At 50.3% G+C, this 17,894-nt stretch carries 19 protein-coding genes, 1 pseudogene and 1 riboswitch; of the genes and pseudogenes, 11 read left to right on the top strand and 9 right to left on the bottom strand.

Annotated features, from left to right (window positions below; genetic code table 11):
- The first annotated feature begins 74 nt into the window (after positions 1-74).
- The 6 genes from HRU73_RS02550 (at position 75) to HRU73_RS02525 (ending at position 4,631) form a co-directional block, all read left to right on the top strand.
- Positions 75-392: a hypothetical protein gene (locus HRU73_RS02550; protein ID WP_276817825.1), complete on the top strand. Its 318-nt coding sequence runs from the start codon at positions 75-77 to the stop codon at positions 390-392.
- 156 nt (positions 393-548) lie between these two features.
- Entirely contained in the window at positions 549-800 is a 252-nt protein-coding gene (locus tag HRU73_RS02545; RefSeq protein ID WP_011112126.1) for a type II toxin-antitoxin system Phd/YefM family antitoxin, read from the top strand.
- Positions 790-1,080, top strand: a complete 291-nt coding sequence (locus tag HRU73_RS02540; protein ID WP_011112127.1) for a type II toxin-antitoxin system RelE family toxin — start codon at positions 790-792, stop codon at positions 1,078-1,080. The genes HRU73_RS02545 and HRU73_RS02540 overlap by 11 nt, the downstream gene beginning before the upstream one ends.
- Before the next feature lie 56 nt (positions 1,081-1,136).
- Complete coding sequence (locus tag HRU73_RS02535; protein WP_287399330.1) at positions 1,137-1,850, top strand: Dph6-related ATP pyrophosphatase; 714 nt, start codon at positions 1,137-1,139, stop codon at positions 1,848-1,850.
- 293 nt (positions 1,851-2,143) lie between these two features.
- The gene (locus HRU73_RS02530; protein ID WP_287399329.1) at positions 2,144-3,457 is read left to right on the top strand and encodes a hypothetical protein; all 1,314 of its coding nucleotides are present in this window, start codon (positions 2,144-2,146) and stop codon (positions 3,455-3,457) included.
- 1 nt (position 3,458) lies between these two features.
- Positions 3,459-4,631: a phospholipase D-like domain-containing protein gene (locus tag HRU73_RS02525; RefSeq protein ID WP_287399327.1), complete on the top strand. Its 1,173-nt coding sequence runs from the start codon at positions 3,459-3,461 to the stop codon at positions 4,629-4,631.
- A gap of 87 nt (positions 4,632-4,718) precedes the next feature.
- Here HRU73_RS02525 and HRU73_RS02520 read toward each other — a convergent pair whose 3' ends face one another.
- The 3 genes from HRU73_RS02520 to HRU73_RS02510 are packed head-to-tail and all read right to left on the bottom strand — an operon-like array spanning position 4,719 to position 7,266.
- Positions 4,719-5,555, bottom strand: coding sequence for an SDR family oxidoreductase (locus HRU73_RS02520; RefSeq protein WP_287399325.1), 837 nt, complete (start codon positions 5,553-5,555; stop codon positions 4,719-4,721).
- Positions 5,552-6,553 (bottom strand): Gfo/Idh/MocA family protein, encoded by a 1,002-nt coding sequence (locus HRU73_RS02515; protein ID WP_287399324.1) that lies wholly within the window; start codon positions 6,551-6,553, stop codon positions 5,552-5,554. Before HRU73_RS02515 ends, HRU73_RS02520 begins: the two co-directional genes overlap by 4 nt.
- On the bottom strand, positions 6,550-7,266 hold the full coding sequence (locus tag HRU73_RS02510; protein ID WP_281871617.1) for an acylneuraminate cytidylyltransferase family protein: 717 nt from the start codon (positions 7,264-7,266) through the stop codon (positions 6,550-6,552). The genes HRU73_RS02515 and HRU73_RS02510 overlap by 4 nt, the downstream gene beginning before the upstream one ends.
- Positions 7,267-7,706: 440 nt before the next feature.
- Here HRU73_RS02510 and HRU73_RS02505 point away from each other — a divergent pair, with 440 nt between their 5' ends.
- Both HRU73_RS02505 and HRU73_RS02500 read left to right on the top strand, forming a co-directional pair.
- Positions 7,707-9,956, top strand: a complete 2,250-nt coding sequence (locus HRU73_RS02505; RefSeq protein ID WP_287399322.1) for an N-acetylneuraminate synthase family protein — start codon at positions 7,707-7,709, stop codon at positions 9,954-9,956.
- Positions 9,957-10,129: 173 nt separating this feature from the next.
- The gene (locus HRU73_RS02500; protein WP_287399320.1) at positions 10,130-11,539 is read left to right on the top strand and encodes a surface carbohydrate biosynthesis protein; all 1,410 of its coding nucleotides are present in this window, start codon (positions 10,130-10,132) and stop codon (positions 11,537-11,539) included.
- Positions 11,540-11,672: 133 nt separating this feature from the next.
- Here the strand turns inward: HRU73_RS02500 and HRU73_RS02495 are convergent, their stop codons facing one another.
- The gene (locus tag HRU73_RS02495) at positions 11,673-12,419 is read right to left on the bottom strand and encodes an SAM-dependent methyltransferase (protein ID WP_276817818.1); all 747 of its coding nucleotides are present in this window, start codon (positions 12,417-12,419) and stop codon (positions 11,673-11,675) included.
- Positions 12,420-12,429: 10 nt separating this feature from the next.
- Complete coding sequence (apaG, locus tag HRU73_RS02490) at positions 12,430-12,813, bottom strand: Co2+/Mg2+ efflux facilitator ApaG/CorD (protein ID WP_011112137.1); 384 nt, start codon at positions 12,811-12,813, stop codon at positions 12,430-12,432.
- Between the two features lie 184 nt (positions 12,814-12,997).
- A riboswitch (cyclic di-GMP riboswitch) is annotated at positions 12,998-13,080 on the top strand.
- 78 nt (positions 13,081-13,158) lie between these two features.
- On the opposite strand from apaG, the gene HRU73_RS02485 reads away from it, so the two are divergent.
- Both HRU73_RS02485 and HRU73_RS02480 read left to right on the top strand, forming a co-directional pair.
- Positions 13,159-15,288 (top strand): S8 family serine peptidase, encoded by a 2,130-nt coding sequence (locus tag HRU73_RS02485; protein WP_287399319.1) that lies wholly within the window; start codon positions 13,159-13,161, stop codon positions 15,286-15,288.
- A 210-nt stretch (positions 15,289-15,498) separates the two neighbouring features.
- Complete coding sequence (locus HRU73_RS02480) at positions 15,499-16,239, top strand: PEP-CTERM sorting domain-containing protein (protein ID WP_287399318.1); 741 nt, start codon at positions 15,499-15,501, stop codon at positions 16,237-16,239.
- Between the two features lie 88 nt (positions 16,240-16,327).
- On the opposite strand, the gene HRU73_RS02475 is transcribed toward HRU73_RS02480, so the two are convergent.
- A complete protein-coding gene (locus tag HRU73_RS02475; RefSeq protein WP_287399317.1) occupies positions 16,328-16,624 on the bottom strand; it encodes a type II toxin-antitoxin system RelE/ParE family toxin in 297 nt (98 codons plus the stop codon).
- Complete coding sequence (locus tag HRU73_RS02470; RefSeq protein ID WP_041356785.1) at positions 16,621-16,890, bottom strand: type II toxin-antitoxin system Phd/YefM family antitoxin; 270 nt, start codon at positions 16,888-16,890, stop codon at positions 16,621-16,623. Before HRU73_RS02470 ends, HRU73_RS02475 begins: the two co-directional genes overlap by 4 nt.
- 138 nt (positions 16,891-17,028) lie before the next feature.
- Between HRU73_RS02470 and HRU73_RS02465 the strand changes: the two are divergent.
- A pseudogene (locus HRU73_RS02465) lies at positions 17,029-17,191 on the top strand (transposase); the annotation flags it as partial.
- Positions 17,192-17,246: 55 nt separating this feature from the next.
- Here HRU73_RS02465 and HRU73_RS02460 read toward each other — a convergent pair.
- The gene (locus HRU73_RS02460) at positions 17,247-17,585 is read right to left on the bottom strand and encodes a type II toxin-antitoxin system PemK/MazF family toxin (RefSeq protein ID WP_011112143.1); all 339 of its coding nucleotides are present in this window, start codon (positions 17,583-17,585) and stop codon (positions 17,247-17,249) included.
- A complete protein-coding gene (locus HRU73_RS02455) occupies positions 17,570-17,812 on the bottom strand; it encodes a CopG family ribbon-helix-helix protein (RefSeq protein WP_011112144.1) in 243 nt (80 codons plus the stop codon). Before HRU73_RS02455 ends, HRU73_RS02460 begins: the two co-directional genes overlap by 16 nt.
- Positions 17,813-17,894 lie beyond the last annotated feature (82 nt).

The raw sequence follows: 17,894 nt of genomic DNA, 5'->3' as shown, positions 1-17,894 counted from the left end.
CAGCAAATTTCAGCAGGACACTTCACCATAAAGCAGCGCCTTTTCAACTTTTTACGATAAACCGGAGAAAAGATATGCGCCTCTTGATCGTTTTTTTACTGTTGTTGCCACTGCCTTCGCTGGCATTGCCACAGTGCGGATCAGAAGCGATTTTGCAGGCCCAAAAGCTCCTTTCCTTTCATGTCGATGGTGATGACCGTGCACACGTCGATCCGAAAGCAATTGCTCTGCCATCTATCCGCAACCCGGCCAACAGGAAACAGAAGTTCCTGGTGTTTGAAGTTGGCGGTACAGTTTACAAAGGTAAATACCGTATGCGGCTGATCTACTACCCGCTCAGTAGCGAATGCGTGCTCATGGGCCAGGAAATCCTGGAGCTCGCATCCCCGTAATGAAGCTGCGGCCTGACAATTCGTCCAGGCTGATGCCGCCTTGCAAAGTGACTTAATTCGAGTGTTATCTGGTATCTGGTTACCGCACACACAGTCTTGCATACTCTAAATAAGATGCTAATATAAGCGCTTTATTTGGATCTCACTGGAGTATTTATGCACCAAATACTGGCTTCATTTAGCGCAAGCATCTCTGAATTAAAGAAAAATCCAACAGCTTTGTTAAGAAAAGCCGAAGGGGAGACTATCGCTATTCTCAACCATAACCTGCCAACCGCTTACCTTGTTCCAGCCGAGGTATACGAGTTGTTGATGGAGAAATTGGAAGATTATGAATTAGGCGAAATTGTTAAGGCCAGGCAAGCGGAAAAACATTTGGCAATTGAAGTATCGCTTGATGACTTATAAATTAAAATTTTTGCCAAGTGCAAAAAAAGAGTGGGATAAACTGGACAGCAGCATCAAAACCCAATTTAAAAACAAATTAAAAAAATGCCTGGAAAATCCTCATATTCAGCCTAATAAACTACGTGGTTTTGATAACGCTTATAAAATCAAACTCCGCTCTGCAGGCTATCGACTTGTTTATGAAATCAATAATCAGGAAGTCGTTGTTTTCGTTATTGCTGTAGGCAAAAGGGAAAACAATAAGATTTACGATAAAGCAATCAACAGAACCAAAACTTAACGCTTACCCCGCTCACTATCCGGCTCCTGTCAGCCGGATTTCCAATATCAATACGTATGGACTCTACAAAGGCCAGTCTATTGCGCAAAAGAACTTTTCTTTCCTGGAGTAGTGGCAAAGACAGTGCATGGGCGCTTCATGTCCTGCGGCAAGATCCGCATGTCGATGTGATCGGGTTATTTTGCACAGTCAACAAAGTGTTTGATCGTGTTGTCATGCATGGCGTAAGGGTGGCACTGCTACAGCAACAAGCAGAAAGTGCCGGTCTGCCGCTACACATCATCGAGATTCCCTATCCTTGCAGCAATGACGAATATGCATCCGCCATGTCTGCGTTTGTTGATTCCGCCAGAAAGGAAAACATTGAGTGCTTTGCATTTGGCGATCTCCTGCTCGAAGATGTGCGGCAGTATCGGGAAGATCGTCTGAATGGAACCGGGATAACACCCATTTTTCCGCTTTGGGGCATTCCAACAAAAACCCTCTCCCGGGAGATGGTGGCCGGTGGATTAAAGGCTGTGATCACCTGCATTGATCCGAAACGTATTCCGGAGAGTTTCGCGGGCAGGGAGTACAACGAATCTTTTTTAGATGATATTCCGGGTAGCGTTGATCCTTGCGGTGAATATGGTGAGTTCCATACCTTCTCATTCGATGGGCCCATGTTTCAGAATCCGATAGACGTAGTGTTGGGAGAAACTGTCCATCGAGATGGTTTTGTATTCACCGATCTGCTGTCACTCACATCCAGCACCGAGCCGACCCATTAGTTTTCGCTCGCCCTCCTCTATTACCACAAATGAATTTCTCAATGTTTTCGATACCTTTTCAAGATTCAGGATACTCTCCGATCATCGCCTGAGAATTGGCAATACCGTCATAAGCTGGCAAAATCTGCAATTTTCCGGATCTGGCTTCATTGTATGCTTACGCCATATCAGGTCTGGCTAAGGCATGATCCCATTTCCAGCCTCTATTTACTTGTCAAATAATCCGGTGGTAATCCCGCCTGCCAGGCAGGAAACTGAACTACTCTGCACTGGCAGCCACAATCATTCTCACTATGAAAGCTTTATTTTTTCTGCGCCATTACAACGATATCGATCACATCACGCCGGTAATTTCAAAATGGTCAGAATCTGGTCATGAAAGTCTCGTAGTTCTGCTGGGCCGTCCCAAATTTCTCAAGGATTACCGCATCAAGTTCCTGAGCACGCTCGACCGCGTTCGAGTCGCCCCTATCCGGCGTTTGCTATCCCCGCTGAAGTTTATGCAATGGCGCCTGCAGACACTTCTCCTGAACAGAAGCGTGAAGCGCCTTTTTCTGATTGGCAAACTTATCGAGAAGTTGGCCCGAAAATATGATGCTCAAAAACGTACAGCAGTCTGGCAAAGCACTGCCGGACGGTTGCTGGAGCATAGCTTCAGCGATGGGAATGAAGGTGGAGTAGTTGTGTTCGACTGGATCACCAGCGATTCGCCTGTCCCGATCGAATGGGTTGAGATCGTTGTAACGATGGCAAAAGCCCGGGGTCTCGGTGCGGTATCTCTACCGCATGGTGACAGCCCGCATGCCAGTCAGCTGATACGCCATCATGAATGGGTTCTGAAGCCGGATGCCTTGTACTCGGCTGCAAGAATATTCGACAAACTCGTAGTTCCCAACGAATTGTGTGCAACCCGTTTCCGGCCATTTCTGAGCAACGAGGCGATTGCCGTTCTGGGTTCACCACGCTACTGCGACGAATGGCTGGATAAACTTGCCACACTGTCACCAGTCCCCCGGTTAAAAACCAACCAGGACACCCGCCTCAGAATCGTCATGTTCCTGAGAAAAAGCGAATTCACCACATTCTGGGAAGAAGTCGGTGAAATCATTGGCATGATCGCCACATTTCCGGGAGTGGAACTGGTGATCAAGCCCCATACACGGGGAGGCTGGAGACAACCGCTGACTGGCAGCGCCTCTCTGCGCCAGCTTGCAAACGTACGTGTGGCAGAAGACAGCGAGCATTCGATTTCTCTGATGAATTGGGCCGATATCATCATCGATCTGGCTACTTCGGTGGTGTTTGAGGCTGTCAAGGCAAAAAAACCGGTGATGGCAGCCGATTATCTCCACGCCGGCCGGTCTGCTCTGGCTCACTTCATGCCGGAAACAGAACTGAAATGCCGGGATGATGTGTACACAATGATCGACAGATTTTTAACCGCGGGATACGATTCCTATTATGTGGAGGCGCATCGTCAGCGCTTCATCGAAGAAATGCTGCATGTCGGCGGCGCTGATGTCCTCCCGCGTTATGTCGCTCTCCTGGAAGAGCAGACAATGCGCAAGAAACCGGATCAGGCCAATAACACGAATACTCCTGAATAATATGGCCTCCGACAAAGCAAATGCCTGTCTGATTTGCACCGGCCGGCAACCGATCCACCCCATTACGCGCTTGTACCGTTATGCAGGTTTCATTGAATGGGATACCGGTTTTTCACAAATGAGGACGATTCCATCCCCGGAAGTTCATTTTGGCAGCCCCGGTCAGACACCCGGCCACCTGCGCGATATCCTGGCAGAACAGATCACAGCTGTACCTGCTGGAGGTACTATCAACTGGGTAACCTATTATTTCCGTGACCTTCGTCTTGCCAAAGCACTCATTCAGGCGCACAAACGGGGCGTCCGCGTTACGCTGACCCTCGAAGGCAGACCGCGTATTCCATACGCCAATGATGCAGTGATCGCCCTGCTCTCGGGGCCTGACGGGCTGGGTGAAGCATTGCGCATCGTTACCCTCCCCGGTGTACCGTCACCCGCAACGAAATCATGGAAACCCCAGCTGCACGAGAAACTCTACTGTTTCTCGCACCCAGAGCCCGTTGCCTTCATCGGCTCCTTCAATCCATCAGGCAACGGCCCGGGAGATGATCCCGATATCATCCGGGAGATCGGTGATCAGGATTGTGGTTACAACGCTTTGATCGGTCTCAAGGATCCGGTTCTGGTCGAGAAACTGACAGAACATGCAAGACGGCTGCACCAGTCACCGCCCGGGCTTTTCTACCGGTTCACCGCTGATACGAGCAGTGATATCCATGGTACAGATACCGATATTTATTTCTGGCCCCGGACCGGTGCACATCCTGTCGTGCAATTTTTATGCAAAATCGGCAGCGGCGCACGTGTCCGCATCGCAGCCTCGCATATCCGGATGGAAAGCGCGGTCGATATCATGGCCGGGCTTGCAAGGCAGGGCGTTGCACTGGAAATACTGGCCGAATCCACCCTCAGGCGTGTCACACCCAGGGTGGAACAGCGTCTGGCCAACGCCGGAATCCGGTTCAGACGCATCCAGCCTTCCGGCTCTCTGCCCATGCATCTCAAATTTGTACTGATTGAAGAGGGTGATCGTGTCTGGTCGATCTTCGGAAGCTTCAACTGGACCAAACCTTCATTCTGGCTGAATCACGAAATCGCCGCGATTTCCAGTAACCCTGTCATTTTCGAATCCCTTGCACGCTGTTGGGATATGCTGAAGAACGAAAGCAACTGATCAAGGAAACAGCAGCTTTCCATCGGTGCTATTCAGACAAGAAAATAAAATCTTCCTTTTGACTGAAATGGATACGCAGAAAAATACCTATAACGCTGTCCATCCCCCATCGATGACCAGATTTGCACCCGTCATATAACTGGATGCATCCGAAAGCAGAAAGAGGATGGCTCCACGATACTCCTCTTTTTCCGACATACGCCCCAGAATGGTTCGCGAAGAATAGTGACCGGTAAACTCGGAATCGTGTTTATTCCAGACACCGCTGGGCGTGAGCAGATTGATGCGAATGGACGTATTCATGTAATAGGCAGCCAGAAATTTGGTGAGCCCCAGCAACCCTGCCTTACACACCGAATACACCGCTGGTTTATAGGTCTGCGCTTCCTGCCCGGCTTTTTTGTAGATACGTTGATCCGGCCCCACGAGACCGTAATTGGATCCGAGAAAAACGACGGATCCCCTGCCGGATTTCTCCATTATTCTGCAGGTGGCCTGTGCGAGCTGGAATGCACCCGTCAGATTGACATCCAGAGAAATCTGCCAAAGCGCCAGGGGAAATTCAGTAAATTTTGAAAAGCGGGAAGTATCAGAGCCTTGCTCAAATTTCGGATCGATCGCGGCACTATGAACGACCCCATCGATCCGGCCAAACCGATCTTCACATAATTGTGCGATGGATTGGCATGAATCCGCACGGGTCACATCCAGCACCTGAATCAGGACGTGTACATCCGGATGGGAAGCAATTATTTCATTTTTCAATAGCTCCAGCCGGTTACCATCCAGATCACCCAGTATCAGGTCCGCACCGGCTGAAGCAGCTGCAAGAGCGAATTCCGTACCGAGAAGGCCCGTCGCACCGCTGATGAGAACGGCCCGCCCGCTGAGATCAAAGGGCGTTCCTTTATAGAGTTGGTTCATAATCTGACCTGCCGTCCGGTTTGAAGAGATTGTCTGGCTGCAAGCGCTGTATTCAGCACATCGATACCCTCCTGCAAAGTGACTCGCGGAATCGATCCGCCGGGAATACCTTCGATGAACTCCTTCATCATGGACAGAAAAAGTTCATTCCGATCCCAGGAAGGTGCCAGGATGACTTCCTCCAGGAGATGCCCATTCTGCTGCAGTGTAGTGAGGCGCGCAGGATAATCCCAATCGACGATAGCCTTTTCAGCAACGATATTCATATGCCGAACCGGGGGTTTGCGCCAATAATCCATACGGAGCTGAACACAGATCCCCTGCTCCGTTTCGAATGAAATGAGCGCTGTATCTTCTGCCGTGACTTCCAATGAGGTTCGATGCCCCCCGATGGCAAAGACACTCCTAGGTTTGCCGAAAAGCCAGTGCAGATAATCCAGCTCATGGATCAGTGTGAGTATGACACCGCCTCCCTGATCAGCCCGTGCCGCATAACTCTGCCGATAATCCTCCCACGGATGCCAGTCAGGCAGATACTCGCCCAGATCGACCTGTACGGAATAGATTTTTCCCAGTCTGCCCTGCTGCATCCACTCTTCGATTTTCCGTAATCCCGGATGCATTCTGAGCTGACAACCAACCAGCACGCGAGGCCCGCGCGGATCAACACAGCGCATCAACTCGGACAAATGCCGTTTTTCATGTGCGACAGGTTTTTCCACATAGACGTGACATCCAGCTTTAAGCGCCCTGACAAGGGTTTTCAGGTGTAACGAAGTCGGATTGGCCACCACCACCAGATCAAAGTTTTGCTTGAGTGCCTGATCGAGGCTCTGAAACAGCTGCACATTTTTCGGGATGATCTGTGCGGGAGGCGGTAAATTTCGGGTACGCACTGCGCCCAATTCCCGAACCCCGAGTGTATACAAATTATTGAGATGCCTGACTCCGATGGAACCCAGTCCGACTACCACAGCCTTCAAAGCTGAAATCTTCAAAGGGTGACTCCCCGTTTTTCCATCAGAAACTCAGCCAGTTGAAACGAAAATTCATCATCGATATCGATCGAATCTCTGCCTTCAATCTTCAATGGCAGTATGCGGGTGCCCGTGAGGGATTTTTTTTCCAGAATCGTCCGGGTACGTATCAGATCCAGATAACCGACCTGCCAGTAGACCGCAGGCAAACGTTGCCTGGGCTCGTTAAAAGGTTCCGGAACACCGGGAATATTCAGCAGAGCCCGCAGGAAACCATTGTCATCGATGGTCCACATCTTGTAAGGGTTCTGCGCCGGCTCGGTCACTCCACGCACAGAATCGGCCTCCGGATGTTTTTTCAGGAGTTCGACCGCTTCCTCTATTTTTTCAACCCTGCGCGCAGGAGAGGTAGGACGGAACTGAAAAATGGCATCGGGAAGAGGCACATGGTTTTGTTCCAGCCAGCCCAGAAAATGCAGGAACACCGGCAGATCGCGCGTATCGTCCTGTGCCAGATCGGCCGGCCTCAGAAAAGGCACTTCTGCACCGGCATTTCTCGCTACCTCTGCAATTTTCTCCGAATCGGTGCTGACAAACGTTTTCTGAATGGAAGGCGATTTGAGCGAAATTTCAATTGAATGGGTAATCAGCGGCTTGCCACATAACAACCGGATATTTTTATGCGGCACGCCTTTTGACCCTCCCCGCGCGGGGATGAGAGAATAAATCAACATTGGCTAGAATTTATCTAATCAGATTCCGAATAAACAATATGCGAGTAAAGTCAAATTCTGGCGATTCTGCAAATCAGCATTTTGCAAACCGGTCACCAGCTCTTCCGGCCGGCACATGGTAAAAATGACAGACAATTCTACTGTTTAAGCACGCCGGATGCACATAAACCCTGCAAACTGTTTAAGCACGCCGGATGCACATAAACCCTGCAAACTGTTTACAGTTCAGCACGCTTATTCAAACCAGGATTACCGCAATCAGGACATGAGCAAAACATCCGCCGAGGCAACGAAACAATGGTATAAGGCATGGGCACATTCATAAGCGATAAGCGCGCCACACCGACCCTAGACAACATTGACACATTCCAGGGTATGAATTTTTATATTCCTGTCATACACACCCGGCAATAATTACCTCCATCAAACAGGATTGCAGCATGCGCATTGAAAAAAAGATCAAGGATCATCTGGTTTTTTCCGGAGACAGTATCCTCGATGCTCTGAAACGCATCAATGACAACCAGTCCCGCATCGTTTTCGTCGTACAGGATAACGGGGTATTGATCGGGGCGGTCAGCGATGGTGATGTACGACGCTGGATGACTCAGGCAACCGAATTCAATCTGAATCTGCCGGTCGATCACGTGATGAACCGTAATTTCATTGCTCGGCCGGTTACCGAATCTCAACATCAAATTGCCGATTATTTTGATCACAAACGCGACATCATTCCGCTGATCGACGAACAGGGACGTTTTGTCGCCCTGGCGCGAAAATCAGCCACAGGACTTCAGATCGGGGACTTCCTGATTGCCGACCAGAATCCCGCATTCATCATCGCCGAAGTCGGTAACAACCACAACGGCGATATCGGCCTTGCGAAAGAACTGGTGAATCTGGCAGTGGAAGCTGGAGCGGATTGTGTCAAATTCCAGATGCGGGATCTTTCCTCCCTGTACTCGAATCAAGGCAGGAATGCGGAAGCGGGTTATGACCTCGGATCACAATACACGCTGGATCTGCTCAATAAATTCCAGCTGAGCCATGACGAGCTTTGTCAGGTATTCGATTACTGCAGGCAGCAGGATATTTTGCCCCTGTGCACACCCTGGGATCTGGTAAGTGCCCATGTACTGGATGAATACGGACTGGAAGCCTTTAAAGTGGCTTCGGCTGATTTCACCAACTACGAAATGCTGGAGACTCTGGCGAAAACGGGCAAACCATTGCTCTGCTCCACCGGAATGAGTTCAGAAGCAGAAATCAAAGGTTCAATAGATTTATTGCGCCGACTGGGAGCTCCCTTTGCCTTGCTGCACTGTAACTCGACCTACCCTGCTCCCTTCAAGGATGTAAACCTCAATTACCTGCCGCACTTGAAACAATTGGCAGGCACGGTAGTGGGTTATTCCGGTCACGAACGCGGGTTTGCGGTACCGCTGGCCGCCGTTGCCCTTGGAGCCCGCATCGTGGAAAAACATTTCACTGTCGATCGCAGTATGGAAGGCAACGACCACAAAGTCAGCCTGCTGCCAGAAGAATTTGCAGAAATGGTGCGGCAGATTCGTAACATCGAGGAAGCCCTGGGACAAGGCGGTGAGCGCTCACTCACACAAGGGGAAATGATCAATCGTGAAAATCTGGCCAAAAGCCTGGTAATCAATTGCGATCTTTCGCAAGGGCAGCTTATCAGGCGCAGTATGATCACAGTGAAAAGCCCCGGGCAGGGTCTGCAACCCAATCGTATCGATGAGCTGGCAGGTAAGGTGGCACAGCGCGATTTCAAGGCCGGAGATTTGTTCTTTGAAACGGATATCACCCCGAAATCAGTCAAAAAACAGCACTATGTCTTTTCACGCCCTTACGGGATCCCGGCACGCTATCACGATTACCGCACGCTGATCGAGGGAATGAAAATCGACTTTGTCGAGTTTCATCTGAGCTACCACGATCTGGACGTAAAGCTGTCTGACTATTTCTCTGATCCGCTGTCGATCGGTTATGCCGTGCACAGCCCGGAGCTGTTCGCTGGTGACCATATTCTCGATCTGGCAAGCCATGATGCGGATTATCAGGCGCATTCCATTGCCGAATTGAAACGCACGGTGGCTGTAGCTGCCGAGTTGCGCCAGTATTTCCCGGCGACACCGAAACCGGTACTGGTACTCAATGCCGGAGGCTGGACGCCACAGAATTTCCTGCCGGTTGAAGCACGTACGAAACTTTATGACAAAGTAGCCAAAGCACTGGATGAAATCGACTTGAGTACTGTTCAACTGGCTATTCAGACCATGCCCCCTTTTCCCTGGCACTTTGGGGGGCAGAGCCACCATAACCTGTTTGTCGACCCGGATGAAATCGCGGCATTCTGCGAAAAAACCGGCCATCGTATCTGCCTCGATGTTTCACATTCCATGATGGCCTGCAACTATTACCAGTGGGATTTCAATACGTTTCTCAAGAAGGTGCTGCCGCATACCATCCATCTGCATATAGTCGATGCCAAGGGAGTGGATGGTGAAGGAGTTCAGATCGGCCATGGTGACGTGGATTTCACCTTGCTGCGTGATCAGTTGAACCAATTTTCCCCCGGAGTACAGTTCATACCTGAAATCTGGCAGGGTCACAAAAATAAGGGAGAAGGATTCTGGTCGGCATTGGCATTTCTGGAGAAAACGAGCCTCTAGGGAACCTCTGAAAAACGTCGACGAGGCAGCCAGTTCAATTCAACGCGGGTTCAGGACTGGCAATAATTGTTCCCTTTGACTCTCGAATATTTAATAATGACGCAATTCCCCGAGTAAATCGCCTGCTGGTTTCCCGCGCTTCTTACTGCCAACCTATTCCGATCTGACCGAACATGGCTGCTACTTCTGCTTCAACCCTGATCATTCCCGTCGAAAACCAGGTACGCGAACTGGATGCAAAGCTCCTGCTGGCTTGCGTAGCGGCTGAGCGCGGGTTTCCGGTGATCATCGGCTCACGTGCCTTCGTTCATTTTGAAATCGCATCACTGCCACGCGGCATCTATCTGGCAAAGAGTATGCGCAGCCTGAGTAATTCCATGTTCAGGATCATTCGGATGCTCGGGCACGAAATCGTTGCCTGGGAAGAGGAAGCGCTGGTTCACCCGCCAGCCGACACTTATTACACATTGCGACTCTCTCCCACTACGATCAGGAATGTTTCCCATATTTTTGCCTGGGGTCAGGAAAACGTCGATCTGCTTCAACACTATCCGCAGTTTCCGGAAAATCTGCCTGTTCACCTGACCGGAAATCCACGTGGAGATATCCTGCGGCCGGAAATGCGCGCCTATTTTGCGGCAGAAGTAGAACGTCTACGCAATCTTTACGGTGATTTCATTCTGATCAATACCAATTTCACCGACGTCAATCCTTTCATCCCCAATATCGGCCTGTTCATTCCGGCAAAGGATGGAGATAAAAAATCCCGGCGCGGACAAGCCGGGATCGGTATGAGCGAAGAATTTGCCGAAGGCCTGTGGCACCACAAGAAAGCCATACTGGAAGATTTCAGGCAGCTCATCCCGGCGCTGGAGCAGGCATTCCCGGATGTCACGATCGTGGTACGGCCTCATCCAAGTGAAAATTTTCAGGTTTATCACGATATCGCTGCTCGATGCCAGCGCGTAAAGGTCACGAATGAAGGCAACGTCATCCCCTGGCTTCTGGCTTCGAAAACCATGGTGCACAACGGCTGCACGACTGGCCTGGAAGCCTATGCTCTGGGAGTTCCGGCCATTTCCTATCTTGCAACCTTCAATGAATATTACGACTACGATTTCCAGGGCCTGCCTACCCGGCTGAGTTATCAGTCATTCAATTTCAGCGAGCTCCAGGATACCCTGTCCCGAATTCTGAACGGCGATCTGGGCGCTCCGGGAGGCGAAGAACGCAAGACACTCATCGATTACTATCTGGCGGCACAGAACGATCGTCTCGCATGTGAACGTATCGTCGATGTTCTGGAAGAAAGTGGCTACAGTCAGTCCCAACCACCGGCAAGCACTGCTCCGGTGTATCTGGCAGGATGGGCACTTGCAAACCTCAAAGCCACGCTGACCCAGCTAAATATGCGCCGCCCCGGACCGAACCGACTTTCTTACCACGATCACCGTTTTCCCGAAATTCCGGTTGAACAGATCGAACAGAAAATTGCACGATTTGGCAACCTGCTGAATCGCTTCGATTCCATCAAAGTAAAACAGCATTCACGCCATCTGTTCAGAATAAACAGTTCACTCTGAATAACCCGTGGCAAAGCAGTTGAGTGCAGGGTTTCTGGATCGCCGCGTCACTGCGTGACTCGCGATGATGAAGTGAGCATGGCGCAACTGCGCAATAATCGAAACGAAAGCATAGCTCGCACCGGCTTCTGGCTCAAAATTTTCTCGATTGCTTCTGTCCGTGCAGCAGAAAGACGGTCGGCTTTTTTTGCAGATCAGGCCAGTTGCCTGCACGCCACTCGCCAATCGATTTTGTTGATACGTATTCATCTGCCTGGGTCAGATTGCAGGCTACACATAAATCTGTTTCCGTATGGCATTGCTGCACCAGCGCTTCCAGCAGTTTCTGGTTGCGGTAGGGGGTTTCGATGAAGATCTGGGTTTCATCTGCTGTGATGGATGTTTGTTCCAATCGGGCAATCTCTTTATTTCGTATGTCCGATGCAACCGGCAGATAGCCATGGAAATGGAAACGCTGACCATTCAGCCCGGAAGCCATCAATGCCAGCAAAATCGAAGAAGGGCCGACGAATGGCACCACCCGGACTTTCTTTTGATGTGCCATCCGGACGAGTGCGCCTCCGGGGTCGGCAATTGCCGGACAACCCGCTTCGGAAAGCAAGCCGACATCCTCTCCGGCGAGCAGTGGCGCCAACAGTGCCTCAACTTCACCTGCAGGGGTATGTTCATCCAGCACTTCCAACTTGAGAGTTTGTATCGCCCGCAGCGGATTTATCTGCTTGAGGAAATGGCGAGCTGTTTTGGGATGTTCGACGATAAAACGCTCCAGCAGGCTGACTTGCTGCCGGACTTCAGCCGGCAGTATCCAGGCGAGATCGCCTTCACCCAGGGGAGTCGGGATCAGGTACAGGGTGCCGTGGAGCGTGGCATCTGGAGGCATGTTCTGCAGATCAGTGCAGCACGCGCGGCACGCTCAGGATGAATTCAGGAATTTCCACCGAAAAATGAAAACCGTCTTCAGCCACCATCTGATAGGAGCCCTTCATCGAACCGGCAATCGATGAAATCGCAGTTCCGCTGGTATATTCAAAGGTTTCACCGGGTTTGAGCAAGGGTTGCTCGCCGACTACGCCCAGCCCGCGCACTTCACGCGTAACGCCATCCCCGCTGGTGATGATCCAGTGGCGGCTCACCAGTTGTGAAGCCACACTGCCGGTATTGTTGATCGTAATGGTATAAGCAAACACGTACCGCTCCGCCTCGGGATCAGACTGATCTGGTAAATAAATTGTGCGTACTTCCACCTTGATGCTATATTTTCGTTCGTTTTCCATATGCCATATTCCACACTATTTTAAGAGTGACAGCAAGCAGCCGTCATATCAGAGCTGCGCTGTATCAGCCAAAGGGGAAACCTGTACCAGAATTTTCTGAGATCTCGAATCACGTGAGTTACTCGAAACCAGTGCCGTAAAGATTCAGAACAATCCTGCCGTATCCATACCAGCATCATGTTGTAACCGACAAAGGCTAACCTGTCGTAAGGCGGGGGCGCAAAGTTTCCGGTCCTGATCCATGATCAGGAAAGCGGGACTGCCGAAGTTCGCATCCGATTTTCCATTCGGGCATGCGTGCTGATGAGTCGGCTTTCTATAACCCATCTTCTCAAGGAGCCGTGCATGGCAAATGCAAAACCAGTTTGCTCACTCTTTCACTCTACTTTTCATGATGGTATTGCCAGTGTTTTTCACCGTTCTTTCAGCTTTCCATTTCTCCTGATTCTGCTGATCGCCTTTTCCGGCAGCGGCTACGCCAATTCGAGCAAAGAAACCCGGGCAGCTGCCAGATCGGAATCTGCTGGTAAAACTGTTTCATCCCGCTGGGCGAAAGGCCGCTTGCTGGTCATTCCCCGTGCCGGTTTGACTACGATGGAATTCGATAAAGCCACCAAACCATATGGCGTGAAATCCAGACGCAGGCTCAACGGACTGAATGCTCACGTCTACGAACTGCCCGATGGCGTGGATGAAGTCAAAGTATTGGACAAACTCAAGAAAGACCGGCGCTTCAAGGCGGTAGAGCTGGACAGGCTGGTTGAACCTGCTCAAGTCGTCACTGACCCCGCTTTTGGCAACAGTTGGGCACTGCCTAAAATTCAGGCGCCTGCCGCCTGGGATATTGCGACCGGTGACGGTATCACCATCGCGATTCTGGATACCGGTGTGGATGGCACTCACCCTGATCTGGCCGCCAACATGCTTCCCGGCTGGAATGCGTATGACAATAATACCGATACCAGTGATATCTACGGCCACGGTACCAAAGTGGCCGGCACGGCAGCCGCAGTCGCCAATAACGGTGCCGGCAGTTCCGGATTGGCCTGGAATGCACGCATTCTGCCGGTGCGTATTTCCATGCCGGATGGCCGTGCATACTTGAGCGACATGGCCAAAGGTATCCGCTGGGCGGCAGACAACGGCGCCAGAATAGCCAATATCAGCTACGGCGGTGCAGAAAGCCTGACTGTCCAGTCAGCTGCCAATTACATGCGCAGCAAGGGTGGAGTGGTAGTCATGTCCGCGGGTAATTCCGGTGGATTGAACAATTTTCCCGCCAGTAACGCCATCATCGTTGCTTCAGCTACGGACAGCAAAGATGCCCGTGCCAGCTGGTCCAGCTACGGGCCTTATGTCGATGTGGCAGCCCCCGGTGTGAGCATCTATACCACGATACGCGGTGGTGGTTACGGCTATGTCTCCGGCACATCCTTCTCCAGCCCGATCGTAGCGGCAGCTGCTGCATTGCTGTTTTCCATCAACCCGGATCTTGCTCCGACGGATATCGACCAGATGCTGACCGCTACTGCGCAAGACCTTGGCAACGCCGGATATGACCAATATTACGGCCATGGCCGTATCAATGCCGCCAGTGCGGTCAATGCTGCCCACGCACGCATCAGCGTAGACAGAACGGCACCGCTGATCAGCATTGCTTCCCCCACTGGTGGAACAGTCTCTGGCAGCGTTCCGGTAGATGTCAATTATTCCGACAACAAGGGCGTGGTGCGGGTGGATCTGTACGTCAACGGCCGCAAAACAATCGAAGATACTCAACCACCTTTCGCCTTCGCCTGGGATACCACGACACTGGCTAACGGCAGCTATACGCTGGTCGCATATGCCTTCGATGCCGCCGGCAACCAGGGCACTTCTTCCACTGTGAATGTCACGGTAAAAAATACTGTGGCCGATACCACCCCGCCGACGATCAGCATTACCTCCCCTGCCGGTGGAGCCGTCGTCTTAGGCAGTGTGCCAGTCAATGTCAATTCTTCCGACAACATTGGAGTGGTACGCACGGAGCTACACGTCAATGGTAAAAAAGTGATGGAAGGTACCGGCTCCAGTTTTGTCTGGGATACCAAATCACTGGCAGATGGCAACTATACGCTGGTAGCGTATGCCTTTGATGCTGCCGGCAACCAAGGTGCTTCCTCTCCGGTAGCTGTCAGTGTAAAAAATACCGGCACTACTACAAATACCGAACCACTGCCGCAAATCAACTCATTCAACCTCAGGGATGGGCAGAACGTCAGCCGTAACCAGAATATCAGGGTAACTGCCGACAGGAACACCCGCAAAATCAACCTGAAAATCAATGGCGGCATTATCGCCGCTGCTAACGGTAACTCGTTGAGTTATCGCTGGAATACCAGTGCGATCCCCAAAAATAGTAATATCACCGTCACGGCAGAAGCATTCAATGCCAAAGGGGATGCCACCAGCAGAACAGTCACGGTAAGAAATTAGTAAACTTCTTCATCTCCATTCTCAAACGCCCTGTTTCCACAGGGCGTTTTTTTGTCGGGAAAATTGACAGTGTTATATTGAAGCCAGGCTTATAGCGTATAAGGATGTTTATAAACAACAACATAATATATTGGCATGTTTTGTGCTTATATATGCTCACACATTTACATTACGTAATAGCACCAATAAATAAAGACAATCTGGAGAAAAATGAAATTGGCACACTGGACTACGAGTATTGCAGGCACGATGCTGGCGTTTGCTGTTACCACGGCAAATGCAACCCCGTCAGTTAATGATGTAAAGTTTGGTCCAGACATGAACCATCTTCAATCAGCAGACGCTTATTATGGCCCCGTAGAAAATCAGAAAGGCAACAATAATGATCCCAATAAAATTTCTGACCAAAGCCCGGGCTCTATCGAAAGTTTTGTTAATAGTCACACTTCAGGTTGGATAACCGAGAGTGGAACAACGATGAGCATAGGAAATGGCTGGAATTTTCTGGTAAGAGATAACAACGGTACTGGTACTGGTGCTGCTAGTTATGGTGGTTTCAGCTTCACACTTGCGGCCGCTAACGATCAGAATGGCCAGCCCAATCCTGCTGCATGGACGTTGACAGTTGCTGATCTTACTCCAGATTCAGGGCTGTCTCTCCCGTTCATGATGGATTTCGTGGTTCACATGCATGGTGGAAGTAATAACAGCTTTTATTTTTTCGATGACAGAACAGTTGAGACTTCTAATGCGGGTACTTTCCAGATAACATTTACAAATAATGGAGGAAACCCCCCCGGCCTTTCCAATTTTGATCTGCTGGTTCGGGATCTGCGTGATATCCCTACGCAGCCCCCAACAGAAGTCGATATTCCTGAACCGGCCAGCATGTTGCTGTTTGGGGCCGGGTTACTGGGACTGGGGTTGAGCCGCCGCCGTAAACTGGTCTGATCAGAAACAGATAACAAAATAACCATAAGTGAAACAAAGACTCAGGCGCCGGGAAACCGGCGCTTTTCTTTTATACTTTTAGTTTTATTCAGGTTTCAGTTGGTAAAACAAGCGGTCGCTCGCTGCGCCAAATACGGATCACTTTTATGGCGCTTTTTTCCCTCAGATAAATCATCCTGAAAGGAGCAAAGATAATTTCCCGGATATGGGAGAGTTGGAACTCAGGCACTATTCTGCCCATATCCGGATGGTCGGCCAAAATCTGAATATGCTCGATTATTTCTTGGGCAAATTTGAAACCAACATCAGGAACACCTTCTGCAGTGTAATAACTGATCATGGTTTCCAGGTCATTAAAAGCAGAATTGGAAATGCTGACTTTCATTCGATGCCTAAACGCTTTTTCGCCTCAGACAATGACATGGTATTGCCCTCTTTGATGTCCATAAGACCTTGGGCAACCGCTTTGACAAAAGCCAGCTCTTCCTGGCTCTTTTCATATTCATCGAGGTCTTGCACTACAGCCACACCTCGGCCACGACTGGTTAAAAGAACAGGTCTGCGAGTTTCTTTAACTCGGCTTACAACGCGACCAGGATTGACTTTTAAATCTGCAAGGGGAATTACATCTTCAGAGAATTTGATTGTCATGACTGCCTCCAAAATGATTTAGACCAGTTTATAGCACCTATTAACATAACTTGTAAAAAGACATAATTGAGGGTATGCAGCCCGCGTCATCGGTTCGGAATGATGTGGTTCAATAGATCTGTACACTGCAGTCAGGAGATGATCACAAGGAAGCAGTATTCAAAAGAGTTCAAACTGGACGCTGTTAGTCTGGCACTGGATCAAGGAGTATCGGGAAGATAGCAACGGACAGGCATTCAGGGGTAACGGCAAGCTGACCCCGGAGCAGGAGGAAATCAGAAATCAAAGGATCAGGTCCAGAATCAATAACACTTGTTATCTTATTTTCTTCATTCTCGGCCTGTCCCCTATTATTTCTAGCTGCCGATAATTTCATTTAAACCTTCAACAATCTGCGCAAGCTCTTCAGGAGCAATCGCCCCGATCTTCTTACCAATGCGTTCAGTGGAAAGTGTACGGATTTGACTTATCTTTACCCAGGAGCGTTTAGGCAAGCTGGATTTCAGAATTTCGTATGTCAACGGAAATCCGGCGCGCTGTTCCTGACTGGTGAGCGCCATAGCAATGACTGTTCCGGACCGCTCATTGAATATATCCTGACTCAGGACAAGAATCGGCCGCTCACCTGATTGCTCTCGACCAACAGTTGGATTGAGATTAGCCCACCGGATCTCGCCCCTCAATATTTTGGCCACGCAACCAGCTCCTCAGACAAACCTTCGTCTGCCATTGCCTTTTCAAAGGCAGGATCAAGTTTTGCGCATTCCTCGGCCAGACGGCTACGATCCATGCGCTCCAGCTTTTCCTGCACAGCCTCCTGGATCGCACGGCTGCGGTTAGCAAATACACGCTGCCTCACCAGCGCATCCACTCTGGCAAGCACCTCTTCTTCGATTGTGATAGCTACTTTGGTCTGACTCATAACGACACCTTACTTTGGTATGACGATTTATCATACCTTCTAAATTTTGTCAGTACAACCTGAAGTAGCTAACAATTTAGCC

The organism is Nitrosomonas sp. H1_AOB3 (assembly GCF_015709435.1).
In the GTDB taxonomy this organism is placed as follows: Bacteria; Pseudomonadota; Gammaproteobacteria; order Burkholderiales; family Nitrosomonadaceae; genus Nitrosomonas; species Nitrosomonas europaea.
Note: the sequence above shows the minus strand (reverse complement) of the source record. Positions and strands in the feature narration are given on the sequence as shown.

Coding starts and splice junctions, on each gene's coding strand:
- HRU73_RS02550 (WP_276817825.1), top strand. CDS start 75: ATGCGCCTCTTGATCGTTTTTTTACTGTTGTTGCCACTGCCTTCGCTG.
- HRU73_RS02545 (WP_011112126.1), top strand. CDS start 549: ATGCACCAAATACTGGCTTCATTTAGCGCAAGCATCTCTGAATTAAAG.
- HRU73_RS02540 (WP_011112127.1), top strand. CDS start 790: ATGACTTATAAATTAAAATTTTTGCCAAGTGCAAAAAAAGAGTGGGAT.
- HRU73_RS02535 (WP_287399330.1), top strand. CDS start 1,137: ATGGACTCTACAAAGGCCAGTCTATTGCGCAAAAGAACTTTTCTTTCC.
- HRU73_RS02530 (WP_287399329.1), top strand. CDS start 2,144: ATGAAAGCTTTATTTTTTCTGCGCCATTACAACGATATCGATCACATC.
- HRU73_RS02525 (WP_287399327.1), top strand. CDS start 3,459: ATGGCCTCCGACAAAGCAAATGCCTGTCTGATTTGCACCGGCCGGCAA.
- HRU73_RS02520 (WP_287399325.1), bottom strand. CDS start 5,555: ATGAACCAACTCTATAAAGGAACGCCCTTTGATCTCAGCGGGCGGGCC.
- HRU73_RS02510 (WP_281871617.1), bottom strand. CDS start 7,266: ATGTTGATTTATTCTCTCATCCCCGCGCGGGGAGGGTCAAAAGGCGTG.
- HRU73_RS02505 (WP_287399322.1), top strand. CDS start 7,707: ATGCGCATTGAAAAAAAGATCAAGGATCATCTGGTTTTTTCCGGAGAC.
- HRU73_RS02500 (WP_287399320.1), top strand. CDS start 10,130: ATGGCTGCTACTTCTGCTTCAACCCTGATCATTCCCGTCGAAAACCAG.
- HRU73_RS02495 (WP_276817818.1), bottom strand. CDS start 12,419: ATGCCTCCAGATGCCACGCTCCACGGCACCCTGTACCTGATCCCGACT.
- apaG (WP_011112137.1), bottom strand. CDS start 12,813: ATGGAAAACGAACGAAAATATAGCATCAAGGTGGAAGTACGCACAATT.
- HRU73_RS02485 (WP_287399319.1), top strand. CDS start 13,159: ATGGCAAATGCAAAACCAGTTTGCTCACTCTTTCACTCTACTTTTCAT.
- HRU73_RS02480 (WP_287399318.1), top strand. CDS start 15,499: ATGAAATTGGCACACTGGACTACGAGTATTGCAGGCACGATGCTGGCG.
- HRU73_RS02475 (WP_287399317.1), bottom strand. CDS start 16,624: ATGAAAGTCAGCATTTCCAATTCTGCTTTTAATGACCTGGAAACCATG.
- HRU73_RS02470 (WP_041356785.1), bottom strand. CDS start 16,890: ATGACAATCAAATTCTCTGAAGATGTAATTCCCCTTGCAGATTTAAAA.
- HRU73_RS02455 (WP_011112144.1), bottom strand. CDS start 17,812: ATGAGTCAGACCAAAGTAGCTATCACAATCGAAGAAGAGGTGCTTGCC.